At 40.7% G+C, this 14,984-nt stretch carries 14 protein-coding genes, 2 tRNA genes, 2 rRNA genes and 1 pseudogene (1 of these 19 running past the window's edge); 17 read left to right on the top strand and 2 right to left on the bottom strand.

Annotated features, from left to right (window positions below; genetic code table 11):
* Positions 1–75: 75 nt before the first annotated feature.
* The 12 genes and pseudogenes from OVN21_RS08390 (at position 76) to OVN21_RS08335 (ending at position 9,540) form a co-directional block, all read left to right on the top strand.
* On the top strand, positions 76–375 hold the full coding sequence (locus OVN21_RS08390; RefSeq protein ID WP_267248041.1) for a DUF4651 domain-containing protein: 300 nt from the start codon (positions 76–78) through the stop codon (positions 373–375).
* Positions 372–689 carry a thioredoxin family protein gene (locus OVN21_RS08385; RefSeq protein ID WP_267248040.1) on the top strand — a complete coding sequence of 106 codons (318 nt, stop codon included), beginning with the start codon at positions 372–374 and terminating at the stop codon, positions 687–689. The genes OVN21_RS08390 and OVN21_RS08385 overlap by 4 nt, the downstream gene beginning before the upstream one ends.
* A gap of 15 nt (positions 690–704) precedes the next feature.
* Positions 705–1,331 carry a YtpR family tRNA-binding protein gene (gene ytpR / locus OVN21_RS08380; protein WP_267248069.1) on the top strand — a complete coding sequence of 209 codons (627 nt, stop codon included), beginning with the start codon at positions 705–707 and terminating at the stop codon, positions 1,329–1,331.
* Positions 1,332–1,370: 39 nt separating this feature from the next.
* A pseudogene (locus OVN21_RS08375) lies at positions 1,371–2,132 on the top strand (SDR family NAD(P)-dependent oxidoreductase).
* 77 nt (positions 2,133–2,209) lie between these two features.
* Complete coding sequence (locus OVN21_RS08370; protein ID WP_166731206.1) at positions 2,210–2,605, top strand: single-stranded DNA-binding protein; 396 nt, start codon at positions 2,210–2,212, stop codon at positions 2,603–2,605.
* A gap of 537 nt (positions 2,606–3,142) precedes the next feature.
* Positions 3,143–4,138 carry a group II intron reverse transcriptase/maturase gene (gene ltrA, locus OVN21_RS08365; protein ID WP_267246954.1) on the top strand — a complete coding sequence of 332 codons (996 nt, stop codon included), beginning with the start codon at positions 3,143–3,145 and terminating at the stop codon, positions 4,136–4,138.
* 3 nt (positions 4,139–4,141) lie between these two features.
* Positions 4,142–4,411, top strand: a complete 270-nt coding sequence (locus OVN21_RS08360) for a group II intron maturase-specific domain-containing protein (protein ID WP_323744054.1) — start codon at positions 4,142–4,144, stop codon at positions 4,409–4,411.
* Positions 4,412–4,695: 284 nt separating this feature from the next.
* Positions 4,696–4,980, top strand: a complete 285-nt coding sequence (groES, locus tag OVN21_RS08355; RefSeq protein WP_267248038.1) for a co-chaperone GroES — start codon at positions 4,696–4,698, stop codon at positions 4,978–4,980.
* 15 nt (positions 4,981–4,995) lie between these two features.
* On the top strand, positions 4,996–6,618 hold the full coding sequence (gene groL / locus OVN21_RS08350; protein ID WP_267248037.1) for a chaperonin GroEL: 1,623 nt from the start codon (positions 4,996–4,998) through the stop codon (positions 6,616–6,618).
* 113 nt (positions 6,619–6,731) lie between these two features.
* The gene (locus tag OVN21_RS08345) at positions 6,732–7,499 is read left to right on the top strand and encodes an epoxyqueuosine reductase QueH (RefSeq protein WP_267248036.1); all 768 of its coding nucleotides are present in this window, start codon (positions 6,732–6,734) and stop codon (positions 7,497–7,499) included.
* Positions 7,500–7,897: 398 nt separating this feature from the next.
* On the top strand, positions 7,898–8,671 hold the full coding sequence (locus OVN21_RS08340; RefSeq protein ID WP_267248035.1) for a class I SAM-dependent methyltransferase: 774 nt from the start codon (positions 7,898–7,900) through the stop codon (positions 8,669–8,671).
* Between the two features lie 11 nt (positions 8,672–8,682).
* Positions 8,683–9,540: an Rgg/GadR/MutR family transcriptional regulator gene (locus OVN21_RS08335; RefSeq protein ID WP_267248034.1), complete on the top strand. Its 858-nt coding sequence runs from the start codon at positions 8,683–8,685 to the stop codon at positions 9,538–9,540.
* A gap of 356 nt (positions 9,541–9,896) precedes the next feature.
* Here the strand turns inward: OVN21_RS08335 and OVN21_RS08330 are convergent, their stop codons facing one another.
* Together OVN21_RS08330 and recX are read right to left on the bottom strand one after the other, a co-directional pair.
* Positions 9,897–10,430: a DUF402 domain-containing protein gene (locus OVN21_RS08330; RefSeq protein WP_247928945.1), complete on the bottom strand. Its 534-nt coding sequence runs from the start codon at positions 10,428–10,430 to the stop codon at positions 9,897–9,899.
* An 88-nt stretch (positions 10,431–10,518) separates the two neighbouring features.
* Entirely contained in the window at positions 10,519–11,295 is a 777-nt protein-coding gene (recX, locus tag OVN21_RS08325; protein WP_267248033.1) for a recombination regulator RecX, read from the bottom strand.
* A gap of 37 nt (positions 11,296–11,332) precedes the next feature.
* On the opposite strand from recX, the gene rlmD reads away from it, so the two are divergent.
* From rlmD to OVN21_RS08300, 5 genes are all read left to right on the top strand, one after another.
* Entirely contained in the window at positions 11,333–12,703 is a 1,371-nt protein-coding gene (rlmD, locus tag OVN21_RS08320; protein WP_267248032.1) for a 23S rRNA (uracil(1939)-C(5))-methyltransferase RlmD, read from the top strand.
* 59 nt (positions 12,704–12,762) lie between these two features.
* Positions 12,763–12,834, top strand: a tRNA-Glu gene (locus OVN21_RS08315).
* 230 nt (positions 12,835–13,064) lie between these two features.
* Positions 13,065–14,612: ribosomal RNA gene (locus OVN21_RS08310) — 16S ribosomal RNA — on the top strand.
* A gap of 51 nt (positions 14,613–14,663) precedes the next feature.
* A tRNA-Ala gene (locus OVN21_RS08305) sits at positions 14,664–14,736 on the top strand.
* 121 nt (positions 14,737–14,857) lie between these two features.
* Positions 14,858–14,984, top strand: a 23S ribosomal RNA gene (locus OVN21_RS08300); it runs 2,774 nt beyond the window's last position.
* Together the 16S and 23S rRNA genes with 2 tRNA genes alongside form the textbook arrangement of a ribosomal RNA operon.

Genomic DNA, 14,984 nt, shown 5'->3' with positions numbered 1-14,984 from the left:
TCCACAGTAATGGAAGAGAGTTTCCTTGCTCATATATTGCTTCCTCATTTGTCCTAGAGCCCTTTTTGTGTTACAATGAATGGTATGAAAGCTAAGAAATTCTGGATGACTGGCTTGACTGTGGCTGGTCTAAGTGCCCTTGCTTTGGGGACTAAAAAAGTAGCAGATAACCACAAACTCATGAAGACTCAAGAAGAGTTGACCGCTATCGTGCGCGAACTTTTCTCAGATATGGGTGAGATTGCGACTCTCTATGTTCAAGTCTACGAAAGTAGCCTAGAGCGACTTGTTGGAGGAGTTATTTTCGAGAATGGCCGCCATTATACCTTTATCTATGAAAATGAAGACCTGGTCTATGAGGAGGAAGTCTTATGATTACTCCCGATAGTATAGAAGAGCTCGCAGGTTTTGTCGAGCAAGATGGTAAGAAGGTCTTTCTTTTTGTGGCGGACTGGTGTGGCGATTGTCGTCATATCTATCCTGGCTTGCCAGGGATCGAGGAAACCAATCCAGAGTTCACCTTTATTCGAGTGGATCGAGACCAGTATCTGGATCTGGCCAAACTCTGGGATGTTTACGGGATTCCTAGCCTTGTTGTGCTAGAAAAGGACAAGGAAATCGGTCGTTTTGTCAATTGCAACCGTAAAAGCAAGCAACAAATTAATGACTTTTTAGCAGGACTGAAATAGGAGAAAATGGAAACAATGATTTTTACATATAACAAAGAACATGTCGGCGATGTCCTTATGGTCATCGTGAAAAATGGCGGAGATGCCAAACTGGATGTGGAGCGCAAAGGCAAGGTAGTCCGTGTTTTCCTCAAAGAAAATGGAGAAACAGTAGCTTGGAATATTTTCGAAGTTTCAAGTTTGTTTGAAATTGCAGAGCGCGGTCAAGTCTTTTTGACAGATGAGCAAGTCGCTCGTTTGAAGCAAGAATTGCAGGCGGAAGGTTTTACAGAAGAAATTGTTAATGATAAGGACTCCAAATTTGTTGTTGGTGAAATTGTCGAGATGGTAGCCCATCCAGATAGTGACCACCTCAACATCTGCCAAGTTTCAGTCGCAAGTGATAAGACAGTGCAAATTGTTGCAGGGGCTCCCAATGCGCGTGTCGGATTGAAAACCATTGTAGCTCTTCCTGGAGCGATGATGCCAAAAGGCAATCTCATTTTCCCAGGCGAGCTTCGTGGTGAAAAGAGTTTTGGAATGATGTGTAGTCCTCGTGAATTGCATTTGCCAAATGCTCCGCAAAAACGTGGTATTATTGAATTATCAGAAGACCAAGTTGTTGGAACACCATTTGACCCAGCCAAACACTGGGCTACCTAGAAATTGTCAGTATTTGATAGATCAGATAGAGGGGATAAGATGGCGAAAAATGTAGTGATTACAGGAGTGACCTCAGGAATAGGTGAAGCGATTGCGCGTGCTTATCTGGAACAGGGGGAGAATGTCGTTCTAACAGGGCGACGGACAGACAGACTAGCGGACCTCAAGTCGGAGTTTGCAGAAACTTTTCCAAATCAAACAGTTTGGACTTTTCCACTGGATGTGACGAATATGGCCATGGTAAAGACGGTCTGCTCCGATATTCTAGCAAAAGTTGGTCAGATTGATATCTTGGTCAATAATGCTGGACTAGCTCTTGGCTTGGCTCCCTATCAGGACTATGAAGAGTTGGATATGCTGACCATGTTGGATACCAATGTCAAGGGATTGATGGCAGTTACTCGTTGTTTCTTGCCAGTAATGGTAAAAGCCAATCAGGGACATATTATCAACATGGGATCAACTGCAGGAATCTATGCTTATGCAGGTGCAGCTGTTTACTCAGCTACCAAGGCTGCTGTCAAGACTTTTTCAGATGGTCTGCGAATTGATACCATCGCAACGGATATCAAGGTGACGACCATTCAGCCAGGAATTGTCGAAACAGATTTCTCAACTGTTCGTTTTCATGGTGATAAATAGCGGGCTGCGACAGTTTATCAGGGAATCGAAGCCTTGCAGGCACCAGACATCGCAGACACAGTGGTCTATGTGACCAGTCAACCTCGTCGTGTGCATATTACAGATATGACCATTATGGCCAATCAACAAGCGACAGGTTTCATGGTTCATAAAAAGTAAAAAATTTCCTCGAAAAGTTACAAATTTCTGTAACTTTTTTTGATTTCCTACGAATAGATAAGTAGGAGGAAGAAAATATGTATAATAAAGTTATCTTAATCGGACGCTTGACGTCTACACCAGAATTGCACAAAACCAGCAATGACAAGTCAGTAGCGCGAGCAACTATCGCTGTGAACCGTCGTTACAAAGACCAAAATGGTGAACGTGAAGCTGATTTTGTCAATATGGTCCTTTGGGGCAGACTAGCAGAAACTTTGGCAAGCTACGCAACCAAAGGTAGTCTCATTTCCGTTGATGGGGAATTGCGTACCCGTCGCTTTGAGAAAAATGGTCAGATGAACTATGTAACCGAAGTCCTTGTGACAGGATTCCAACTCTTGGAAAGTCGTGCCCAACGTGCTATGCGTGAAAATAATGCAGGCCAGGATTTGGCGGATTTGGTCTTGGAAGAGGAAGAATTGCCATTTTGAGCGCTCCGTCAAGCTTCACTCAATCTTACAGGTGAAAGTCCTGTCCTAGCAATTAACCAGTTCGGCTAGGTAGCTATGGCATACATATGCGGAGTAATCCAAATGTGGAAGCAATGCCGACTAACGCGTCCCCAGTGGCTAATTAGTCTTAACTCAGTCTGTGGGAGCGAGCAAACTTGCAGTCCGTAGCGAAAGTGAACTTCCGATAAGTGTCGTTAAGGTCAATCCAGCAGGTATAACTGAGAGAGCTGGAATTGATGATAGTTTTAACTGGTGGACACTATCGTCAGAACTCCCGGCATATAGGCATATAGAAGATGGAATGTTAGGAAAGATGAGTGGGGAACGAAAGAGACCCTATTCTATCCCGCCTTCCCAGCGGGTCAGGTTAGATATAAGGCAAACACCGAAGTTCTAACTGACGTAGGAACAGGGAGTCGGAGAGGTTCATAGTACCGATAATTGCACGAGACAACAAAACTCGGCATAGGGAAGGAGCCTTACCTGTATCACTCTTACCGATGAAAGAGGAACTAGATGATTGCTCAAAAGGCTATAAACATCTTTGAAAAGGTTCGAGTATTTCAACGGAAGATATATCTATCAGCCAAGTCAGACTTGAGACTAGCTTGGTATTATGTGAAGAATAACGAGGGCTCTGCTGGAATAGATGACCTTACCATTAAGGAAATCGAAGACAAAGGAGTTCAAAACTTCCTAGACGAGATACAAGTGCAACTGAAAAGCAAGAAGTATCAACCTAAAGCGGTCAAGAGGGTTTATATTCCCAAAGCTAACGGTAAGAAACGACCTTTAGGAATCCCGACAGTGAAGGATAGAGTAGTTCAAACGGCAGTGAAAATTGTCATTGAGCCAATATTTGAAGCTGACTTTCAGGACTTCTCCTATGGGTTTAGACCTAAGCGAAGTGCAAACCAAGCCATAAGAGAGATATATAAATATCTAAATTTTGGCTGCGAATGGGTCATTGACACAGACTTGAAAGGGTATTTTGATACCATTCCTCATGATAAATTGTTGTTACTGGTCAAAGAACGAGTGATTGATAAGTCAGTTATCAAGCTGCTCAGTCTATGGCTAGAAGCAGGTATCATGGAAGATAATCAAGTCAGAAGCAATATCCTTGGTACACCACAAGGCGGGGTTATCTCACCGCTCTTGGCTAATATCTACCTAAACGCTTTAGACAGATACTGGACTAACAATAGACTGGTAGAAAGAGGTCATGACGCTCACCTAATACGATATGCGGACGATTTTGTTATTCTGTGTTCAAACAATCCAAAGAAATACTATAACTATGCCAAACGGCGTATTAGTAAATTAGGGCTGACATTGAACGAAGACAAGACAAGAATTGTGCATGCGGGCGAGGGATTTGACTTTCTGGGATACACGCTCAGAAAAGGGAAATCACTCAAGACAGATAAGTATAAAACCTATTACTATCCGTCGAGAAAGTCTATGAAAGCTATCAAGGGTAAAATTAAAGATATAACCCAACACGGGTAACATCTGAAATTATCTGAGGTGGTTGAAAAGTTAAATCCTATCTTGCGAGGCTGGGCTAACTATTTCAAATCTGGTAATTCCAAGCAGCACTTTAAGAGTATTGACAATTATGTGACATACAATTTGACGATAATGCTTAGAAAGAAGTACAAGAAACCTGGCAAGGGATGGCGAGAACATCCGCCTGCGTGGGATTATGACTATTTCGGGCTTGTATGCCTGAAAAAGATATGTACGAACTTTGACAATAATAATCAGAGGTATCGCAGGTAGGGAACTTGCACTGAGGCCGTAACGTCGAAGAAAGAAGATATTGGGAAAGCCGTGTAAGGGAAAACCTTACGCACGGTTTGACGAGGGGGCGTTGAAGAGATAAATTCAAACTAGAGACCTACTCTACAAGCCTTGAAAAGTCTGAGTTGGTCTCAGGCTTTTTATCTTGAGAAATTCAAACTTTTTTCTTGACTATTTCTGACCAAGTGATACAATAGAACTATGAATTAGCGCTCAGACGCAAAGAGTGCTAATAATATGTATTTCATCATGGAGGAAAACAGATGCTGAAACCATTAGGAGACCGTGTAGTCTTGAAAATCGAAGAAAAAGAAGAAACTATTGGAGGCTTTGTCCTTGCAGGCTCAGCTCAAGAAAAAACAAAAACAGCCCAAGTTGTAGCTACTGGACAAGGTGTTCGTACCTTGAATGGTGACTTGGTTGTTCCAAGCGTTAAGCCTGGAGACCGTGTCTTGGTTGAAGCTCACGCAGGTCTTGATGTCAAAGATGGCGATGAAAAGTACATCATCGTTGGCGAAGCTAACATCTTGGCTATCATTGAAGAATAGAAGGAGAAAGTAAGTATGTCAAAAGAAATTAAATTTTCATCTGATGCTCGTTCAGCTATGGTCCGTGGTGTCGATATCCTAGCAGACACTGTTAAAGTAACCTTGGGACCCAAAGGTCGTAACGTTGTTCTTGAAAAATCATTTGGCTCACCTTTGATTACCAATGACGGTGTGACCATTGCCAAAGAAATTGAATTAGAAGATCATTTTGAAAATATGGGTGCTAAGTTGGTATCAGAAGTAGCTTCAAAAACAAATGATATCGCAGGTGACGGAACGACAACTGCAACAGTCTTGACCCAAGCTATCGTCCGCGAAGGAATCAAAAACGTCACAGCAGGCGCAAATCCAATCGGCATTCGTCGTGGGATTGAAACAGCGGTTGCTGCAGCAGTAGAAGCCTTGAAAAATCATGCTATCCCAGTTGCCAATAAAGAAGCTATTGCTCAAGTTGCTGCTGTATCTTCTCGTTCTGAAAAAGTCGGTGAATACATCTCTGAAGCTATGGAAAAAGTTGGCAAAGACGGAGTCATCACCATTGAAGAGTCACGTGGTATGGAAACAGAACTTGAAGTTGTGGAAGGAATGCAGTTTGACCGTGGTTATCTATCACAGTATATGGTCACTGACAATGAAAAAATGGTGGCTGACCTTGAAAATCCATACATCTTGATTACTGATAAGAAGATTTCCAATATCCAAGAAATCTTGCCACTTCTAGAAAGCATTCTCCAGAGCAATCGTCCGCTCTTGATTATTGCGGATGATGTGGATGGCGAAGCTCTTCCAACTCTTGTATTGAACAAGATTCGTGGAACCTTCAATGTAGTAGCAGTTAAGGCACCTGGCTTCGGTGACCGTCGTAAAGCAATGCTTGAAGATATCGCCATCTTGACAGGAGGAACAGTCATCACAGAGGATCTTGGTCTTGAGTTGAAAGATGCGACAATTGAGGCGCTTGGTCAAGCAGCGAGAGTAACTGTGGACAAAGATAGCACTGTCATCGTAGAAGGTGCTGGAAATCCTGAAGCTATTTCTCACCGTGTTGCGGTTATCAAGTCTCAAATCGAAACTACAACTTCTGAATTTGATCGTGAAAAATTGCAAGAACGTTTGGCAAAATTGTCAGGTGGAGTTGCAGTCATCAAGGTCGGAGCTGCAACTGAAACTGAGTTGAAAGAAATGAAACTCCGTATCGAAGATGCCCTCAACGCTACTCGCGCAGCCGTTGAAGAGGGAATCGTTGCAGGTGGTGGAACTGCTCTTGTAAATGTCATTCCAGCCGTTGCTGCCTTGGAATTGACAGGTGATGAAGCAACAGGACGTAGTATTGTTCTTCGTGCCTTGGAAGAACCAGTTCGTCAAATCGCCCACAATGCGGGATTCGAAGGGTCTATCGTTATTGATCGCTTGAAAAATGCTGAAGTTGGTACAGGTTTCAACGCAGCAACTGGCGAATGGGTCAACATGATTGAAGAAGGAATCATCGACCCAGTTAAGGTTAGCCGTTCTGCCCTTCAAAATGCAGCATCTGTAGCCAGCTTGATATTGACAACAGAAGCAGTCGTAGCCAATAAACCAGAACCAGTAGCCCCAGCTCCAGCCATGGATTCAAGCATGATGGGCGGCATGATGTAAAAACCACAAAAGGAGGGATGCGTATTCCCTCCTTTTATGGTTTTCTATTCTAAATAGATTTGAGCTCTCCTAACTTATATGATAAAATAAGACTAGAAAAAAAGGAGAAGAACATGATCGATGTAGAAGAAATTCTGAGCAAAATGAACCCCAATCAGAAGATTAATTATGACCGTGTCATGCAGAAAATGGTACAAGTATGGGAGAAAAATGAGCAGCGTCCAACTATTCTCATGCATGTTTGCTGTGCCCCCTGTAGTACCTATACCTTAGAATACCTGACCCAGTATGCAGATGTGACCATCTATTTTGCCAATTCAAATATCCATCCCAAGGCAGAATACCACAAGCGTGCCTATGTTACCAAGAAATTTGTCAGTGATTTCAATGAGCGAACAGGAAATACGGTCCAGTATCTAGAAGCACCTTATGAACCCAGTGAATACCGTAAATTGGTCCGAGGACTGGAAGAAGAACCAGAAGGTGGCGACCGTTGCAAGGTTTGCTTCGACTACCGTCTGGATAAAACAGCACAAGTGGCCATGGACTTGGGCTTTGACTACTTTGGTTCAGCTTTGACCATCAGTCCCTATAAGAATTCTCAAACCATCAACAACATCGGAATCGATGTACAAAAGATTTATACCACCCACTATCTTCCAAGTGATTTCAAGAAAAATCAGGGCTACAAACGTTCAGTAGAGATGTGTGAAGAGTATGATATCTACCGTCAATGTTATTGTGGATGTGTCTATGCAGCCCAAGCCCAGAATATTGACCTGGTTCAAGTTAAGAAGGACGCCACTGCGTTTCTACTGGATAAGGATGTTGAAAAAGACTATTCCCACATCAAATTTACTGTTACGAAATTAGATATATAAATGAAAACTTGCCTCAAGGTAGGTTTTTTGCTAGTAGAAAAGCGATAGACAGAAATTGTTGGACCAATCTTTGAATTTCTAGTCCAAGGCTTGTGAGTCTTCAACAAGCCTTGGACTCTTAAAAAATGAAGTTTTGCTCAAAAGAGCTTTTTAAATCAAAACGAGCAATTATCAGTTCAAATCTGTTTCAAAAGAAGAACGGATAAATTAATCGATGCTTTGTTTTTGAGTTAGGAAGTTAAGCATGCCAAACTGAGTCGTGAGAATAAATTTCTTTATAGAAATGTGTTGCAACTCTGCTATAATGGAATATTCCTTTTTTGCATTTATACAACTTATTTAACACTATCTTTATTCTTGTGATATAATGTCAAATTATAGAGTGGAAGTCATTTAAAATGATTGATAAAGTAATTGAACAATATAAAAGTCATGATAATCTTTATATTCGAGTAGAATTGCATAAGAAGTATTCAAAAAATAAATTGAGATTTAATAATTGGATATTTTCTAACTACCAAATCACTGATGAAGTAAAGGTTCTAGAATTGGGATGTGGTACAGGAGAACTGTGGAAAAGTAATAGTGATTCTATAGATAAAATGAAACAGTTGATTGTTACAGATTTTTCTAAAGATATGGTAAAATCAACGAAGTCAGTGATTGGGAATAGAGACAATGTCAACTATGAGATAATGGATATTCAAAAGATTTCTTTTGAGAATGAAACGTTTGATATTGTTATTGCTAATATGCTTCTACATCATGTGAATGATATTCCTAAAGCGCTCTCTGAGGTGAATAGAGTCTTAAAAACCGAAGGAATTTTTTACTGTGCTACATTTGGTGAAAATGGAGTTGTAAATTATTTGGCAAGTTTATTTAAAGATGAGGTTAATCAAGATTTAGAAAATAAAACGTTTACTTTACAAAATGGTAAAAGGTACCTGAGTAGGTATTTTAACTCTGTCGATACATTACTCTATGATGATGAGTTACAGGTAACTAATATAGATGACCTAGTTAAATACATCCAATCGTTTAAAGGAATTTCAGAAATAGGTTCACTAGAAGAGGAAATAATTCGTAAAAGCTTGGAAAGTAAGTTTAATAATGGTATGTTGATTATTCCTAAAGAATATGGAATGTTTATCGCTCGAAAAGAAAGTTAAGGGAAAGAATTGTGAAAAATTACGGAGAAGCTTTTCGATATTTTAGAAAATTAAACGGATTCTCTTTAGAGTATGCTGCAGCTAATTCTATATCAAAATCTCAACTTTCTAGATTTGAAAGGGGAGAAAATGAAATTTCTCTTTCAACGTTCTTTAAACTATTATCAAATATCAATGTTTCGATAGAGAATTTTTGTAATTACCTAGAACATTATAAAAGATCGGAGCTTGATGATTTTTTGGTTAACTTATCTCCAAATTTCTATAGTTTGAATACTAAAGGATTGGAGGAAATAAAAAATGAGCAACAAAAACTTTTTGAGAAGAGTGGGGAGAAAACTCATAAAATAAATACAATAATGGTTCAGGGATTATTAAATCAGATAGATTGTAATCATGTAGTTAGTAGAGATGATCTAAATTTAGTATATGACTATTTATTCCAGAAGGAACGATGGGAGTCCTATGAGATAACACTGATTGGTAATTTATATCATCTTTTTGAAATAGATTATATTTACAGAGTTGGAAAAGAAATACTAGAGCGTACACATTATTACGAAAAAATCGGTAAGAATAGAAATTTAGTTGTGTCAGCTTGTTTAAATTTTTGGTTCTGTTGCCATGAAAATTCACATCTAATATATGCAGACTACTTTGAAATGGAATTAAAAAAATTATTAAAAGATGACACAAAAGTTTTTGAAAAATCTATATTCAAATTTGTAGAAGGGTATAAAATATACCTGACAGAATCTAAAGAATCTGGAATTAAGCAAATGCAAAATGTTATTAAATATTTTGAGTTTATTGAGTCTAAAAATATTGCTTTATATTTTCAAAAACGATTAAATGAGTTGGTAGATTAAATAGCATTTTCTCTGTAAAGATATTATTTTTAAAATGTTGTACTAAATGATTGATGCTATGTGGAAATAAAAAAATAAATTAATTGATACGAAGTTGACCTATATTTTTATACTAATCATCTCCGTATTTTTGCATTAAACGATATATGTTTATTGTAAATTTACAAGGAACAAAAATATTAAAAATATTAATATGTCTATTTATTTTATATATTTCGCGAATTCTGCATAAATCTCTTTCTAGTAATGTGTTGTAACTCTACTATAATGGATTTATTCCTTTTTTGTGTCTACACAACTTATTTTACACTATCAAAAAAACAAGGTCAGGATTTTGTTCCTGACCTTTGACAACTTTACCGATTCTTTAGTTCTACATAGCGCTTGTACCAAATATTTACATAGGCTTCTGAGAAAGGACCTCGTCCATTGTTAATCCAATCAACAAGGATTTTAACATGTTCTTTTAAAATATAGTCCAAGTCATCAGAATACTTCATTTTGCGTTTGTGACGCTCATATTCCTCAACGTCCAAGAGACGTTTTTCCCCATCTGTAAAAATTTTAACATCCAAATCGTAATCAATATACTTCAGTGCTTCTTCATCCAGATAGTAGGGACTAGCCATATTGCAATAGTAGGAAATTCCATTATCACGAATCATGGCAATGATATTAAACCAATATTTCTTGTGAAAGTAAACAATAGCCGGTTCTCGAGTGACCCAACGACGACCATCACTTTCGGTAACCAGTGTATGATCGTTGACACCAATAATGGCGTTTTCTGTTGTTTTTAGTACCATGGTGTCCCGCCAAGTTCGGTGGAGACTCCCATCATGCTTATAACTTTGAATTGTAATAAAGTCGCCTTCTTTTGGAAGTTTCATAGCTAACCAACTTTCTACAATTTATAAGTTTATCGTCTACTATTATATCATAAATTGGTCTAATTTTTTTGAATTTTACACGAAAATGTTAAAGATATTCTCTGAGAGCGCTAGCTATATCCGAAAAATCATAGCCTTTTCGAGCCAAAACTTGGGTTAAACGCTGTTTAAGTTCGTATCCTTCATACTTTCGAGCATACTTAGCATATTGTTTATCTAGCTCTTTAAAAATGAGTTCCTGAGTCGTTTCTTGGTCAACTTGACTATCCAAGCTGTCAAAGGCATTTTTAGCATCAGAATAGGAGAAGCCCTTGTTCGTCAAGCTTTGAATAATCTTATCCTGCAAGGCACGAGCGGGAAGTTTTCCAGCGTATTTTTCAAGTAGTTTCTCCGCCACACGATGAGCAACCTCTGAAAAATCAAAATCCTTCAGAACTTCTTCAATAGTTGATTTGGCAACTCCCTTTTGAGCAAGTTTCTGAGTCAGCACATAAGGTCCCTTATCTCCAGAAAGTTGATTGGCATTGATGATAGAGTAGGCATACTGACGGTCATTAATCCACTTATCTTCTTTAAGATTAGCGATAACTTGACTAGTGATTTTTTCATCAATATCATACTTTTTCAGATACTCTCGCACTTCCTTTTCAGTACGGGCCTTGAAGGATAAATGGTAGAGAGCGAGGTTCTTACCATAAGAAAACTGAGCAAAGTCCTGAATCTCGATAAGTTCCTCTTTACTAATGACCTTATCTCGAGTTAGCATAAAACGAACAATGGTATCTTCCGTGATATAAGAGGTCTGCTGCTCATCTAGTTCCATCAAGTAGAGGCGTTTTTTCTTTTCAAGTTTTGTGATTTTCATAGTTCTATTATAGCCTAAAATGTGATAAGATAGGGGTATGAATCTGAAAGTCAAACAAAAAATACCTTTAAAAATCAAGCGGATGGGCATCAATGGTGAGGGAATCGGTTTCTACCAGAAAACTCTCGTTTTTGTGCCTGGCGCTCTCAAAGGAGAAGATATCTATTGTCAGATTACTTCTATTAAACGAAACTTTGTCGAAGCCAAATTGCTAAAGGTTAATAAGAAGTCTAAATTTCGAGTCGTACCGGCTTGTACGATTTATAATGAATGTGGTGGTTGCCAAATCATGCATCTCCACTACGATAAACAGTTAGAGTTCAAAACAGATCTGCTCCATCAAGCCCTGAAAAAATTTGCTCCTGCAGGATATGAAAACTATGAAATCCGTCCAACTATCGGAATGCAGGAACCAAAGTACTACCGTGCCAAGCTTCAATTTCAGACTCGGAAATTTAAAAATCAGGTCAAGGCAGGTTTGTATATGCAAGACTCTCATTATCTAGTAGAGTTGAAAGACTGTTTGGTGCAAGATAAGGAAACCCAAGTGATCGCTAATCGCCTAGCTGAACTTCTTACTTACCACCAAATTCCAATTACAGATGAGAGAAAAACGCTCGGTGTTCGCACTATAATGGTACGAAGAGCAAGAAAAACAGGGCAAGTTCAGATAATCATTGTCACGAATCGTCAGCTTAATTTAACCCAGCTGGTAAGAGACTTAGTTAAAGATTTTCCAGAAGTCGTCACAGTTGCAGTCAATACAAATACAGCAAAAACAAGTGAAATCTATGGTGAAAAGACGGAAATTATCTGGGGCCAAGAGAGTATTCAAGAAGGAGTACTTGACTATGAGTTTTCTCTCTCGCCCCGTGCCTTCTATCAACTAAATCCTGAACAGACAGAGATTCTCTATAGTGAAGCAGTTAAGGCTCTGGATGTCAGCAAAGAAGACCATCTGATTGATGCGTATTGCGGTGTTGGGACGATCGGATTTGCCTTCGCAAATAAGGTCAAGAGTCTCAGAGGGATGGATATTATTCCAGAAGCCATAGAAGATGCCAAGCGAAATGCTCAGAGAATGGGGTTTGACAATACCCATTACGAAGCTGGAACAGCCAAAGAGATTATTCCACGCTGGTATAAAGAAGGCTACCGAGCAGATGCCTTGATAGTCGACCCTCCTCGTACAGGTTTAGATGATAAGCTGTTGGATACCATTCTGACCTATGTTCCAGAAAAAATGGTCTATGTTTCTTGCAATGTTTCGACCTTGGCGCGAGATTTAGTTAAACTAGTAAAAGTCTATGATCTCCAGTATATCCAGTCAGTCGATATGTTTCCCCACACAGCACGGACAGAAGCAGTGGTTAAGTTAGTGAAGAAAATAAAAAATCAAATTCACTGAAAAAAAGTTCTTGACAAAGGGGGAAAAGTAGGTATAATAGAAAGAGTTGAAAGGCTCAAGGTCCGTTGGTCAAGGGGTTAAGACACCGCCTTTTCACGGCGGTAACACGGGTTCGAATCCCGTACGGACTATGAGTGTATCGTGGTAGAAAAAAACTTGAAAAAAGTTTAAAAAAACTGTTGACAGAGACAGGGAGCTGTGATATACTAATATAGTTGTCGCTTGAGAGAGTGAGTGACAAAGACCTTTGAAAACTGAACAAGACGAACCAATGTGCAGGGCACTATAACTAAGGTTATAGTACTGAACAATGAAAAAACAATAAATCTGTCAGTGACAGAAATGAGTGAGAACTCAAACTTTTAATGAGAGTTTGATCCTGGCTCAGGATGAACGCTGGCGGCGTGCCTAATACATGCAAGTAGAACGCTGAAGAGAGGAGCTTGCTCTTTTTGGATGAGTTGCGAACGGGTGAGTAACGCGTAGGTAACCTACCTGGTAGCGGGGGATAACTATTGGAAACGATAGCTAATACCGCATAAAATGGATTATCGCATGATAATCCATTGAAAGGTGCAAATGCATCACTACCAGATGGATCTGCGTTGTATTAGCTAGTTGGTGAGGTAACGGCTCACCAAGGCGACGATACATAGCCGACCTGAGAGGGTGATCGGCCACACTGGGACTGAGACACGGCCCAGACTCCTACGGGAGGCAGCAGTAGGGAATCTTCGGCAATGGACGAAAGTCTGACCGAGCAACGCCGCGTGAGTGAAGAAGGTTTTCGGATCGTAAAGCTCTGTTGTAAGAGAAGAACGAGTGTGAGAGTGGAAAGTTCACACTGTGACGGTATCTTACCAGAAAGGGACGGCTAACTACGTGCCAGCAGCCGCGGTAATACGTAGGTCCCGAGCGTTGTCCGGATTTATTGGGCGTAAAGCGAGCGCAGGCGGTTAGATAAGTCTGAAGTTAAAGGCTGTGGCTTAACCATAGTACGCTTTGGAAACTGTTTAACTTGAGTGCAAGAGGGGAGAGTGGAATTCCATGTGTAGCGGTGAAATGCGTAGATATATGGAGGAACACCGGTGGCGAAAGCGGCTCTCTGGCTTGTAACTGACGCTGAGGCTCGAAAGCGTGGGGAGCAAACAGGATTAGATACCCTGGTAGTCCACGCCGTAAACGATGAGTGCTAGGTGTTAGACCCTTTCCGGGGTTTAGTGCCGCAGCTAACGCATTAAGCACTCCGCCTGGGGAGTACGACCGCAAGGTTGAAACTCAAAGGAATTGACGGGGGCCCGCACAAGCGGTGGAGCATGTGGTTTAATTCGAAGCAACGCGAAGAACCTTACCAGGTCTTGACATCCCTCTGACCGCTCTAGAGATAGAGTTTTCCTTCGGGACAGAGGTGACAGGTGGTGCATGGTTGTCGTCAGCTCGTGTCGTGAGATGTTGGGTTAAGTCCCGCAACGAGCGCAACCCCTATTGTTAGTTGCCATCATTTAGTTGGGCACTCTAGCGAGACTGCCGGTAATAAACCGGAGGAAGGTGGGGATGACGTCAAATCATCATGCCCCTTATGATCTGGGCTACACACGTGCTACAATGGCTGGTACAACGAGTCGCAAGCCGGTGACGGCAAGCTAATCTCTTAAAGCCAGTCTCAGTTCGGATTGTAGGCTGCAACTCGCCTACATGAAGTCGGAATCGCTAGTAATCGCGGATCAGCACGCCGCGGTGAATACGTTCCCGGGCCTTGTACACACCGCCCGTCACACCACGAGAGTTTGTAACACCCGAAGTCGGTGAGGTAACCGTAAGGAGCCAGCCGCCTAAGGTGGGATAGATGATTGGGGTGAAGTCGTAACAAGGTAGCCGTATCGGAAGGTGCGGCTGGATCACCTCCTTTCTAAGGATAAGGAACTGCACATTGGTCTTGTTTAGTCTTGAGAGGTCTTGTGGGGCCTTAGCTCAGCTGGGAGAGCGCCTGCTTTGCACGCAGGAGGTCAGCGGTTCGATCCCGCTAGGCTCCATTGGTGAGAGATTACCAAGTAATGCACATTGAAAATTGAATATCTATATCAAATAGTAACAAGAAAATAAACCGAAACGCTGTAGTATTAAAAGAGTTTCTGACTGAAAGGTCAAAAATAAGGTTAAGTTAATAAGGGCGCACGGTGGATGCCTTGGCACTAGGAGCCGAAGAAGGACGTGACAAACGACGATATGCCTTGGGTAGCTGTAAGTAAGCAATGATCCAGGGATTTCCGAATGGGGGAAC

This window comes from Streptococcus sp. Marseille-Q5986, assembly GCF_946902915.1.
GTDB lineage: Bacteria > Bacillota > Bacilli > Lactobacillales > Streptococcaceae > Streptococcus.
This window is presented reverse-complemented; position numbering and strand designations above follow the sequence as displayed.

What these genes read in the sequence shown, in the direction of transcription:
- OVN21_RS08390 (WP_267248041.1), top strand. Translation starts at nt 76, where the DNA reads ATGAATGGTATGAAAGCTAAGAAATTCTGGATGACTGGCTTGACTGTG.
- OVN21_RS08385 (WP_267248040.1), top strand. Translation starts at nt 372, where the DNA reads ATGATTACTCCCGATAGTATAGAAGAGCTCGCAGGTTTTGTCGAGCAA.
- ytpR (WP_267248069.1), top strand. Translation starts at nt 705, where the DNA reads ATGATTTTTACATATAACAAAGAACATGTCGGCGATGTCCTTATGGTC.
- OVN21_RS08370 (WP_166731206.1), top strand. Translation starts at nt 2,210, where the DNA reads ATGTATAATAAAGTTATCTTAATCGGACGCTTGACGTCTACACCAGAA.
- ltrA (WP_267246954.1), top strand. Translation starts at nt 3,143, where the DNA reads ATGATTGCTCAAAAGGCTATAAACATCTTTGAAAAGGTTCGAGTATTT.
- groES (WP_267248038.1), top strand. Translation starts at nt 4,696, where the DNA reads ATGCTGAAACCATTAGGAGACCGTGTAGTCTTGAAAATCGAAGAAAAA.
- groL (WP_267248037.1), top strand. Translation starts at nt 4,996, where the DNA reads ATGTCAAAAGAAATTAAATTTTCATCTGATGCTCGTTCAGCTATGGTC.
- OVN21_RS08345 (WP_267248036.1), top strand. Translation starts at nt 6,732, where the DNA reads ATGATCGATGTAGAAGAAATTCTGAGCAAAATGAACCCCAATCAGAAG.
- OVN21_RS08340 (WP_267248035.1), top strand. Translation starts at nt 7,898, where the DNA reads ATGATTGATAAAGTAATTGAACAATATAAAAGTCATGATAATCTTTAT.
- OVN21_RS08330 (WP_247928945.1), bottom strand. Translation starts at nt 10,430, where the DNA reads ATGAAACTTCCAAAAGAAGGCGACTTTATTACAATTCAAAGTTATAAG.
- recX (WP_267248033.1), bottom strand. Translation starts at nt 11,295, where the DNA reads ATGAAAATCACAAAACTTGAAAAGAAAAAACGCCTCTACTTGATGGAA.
- rlmD (WP_267248032.1), top strand. Translation starts at nt 11,333, where the DNA reads ATGAATCTGAAAGTCAAACAAAAAATACCTTTAAAAATCAAGCGGATG.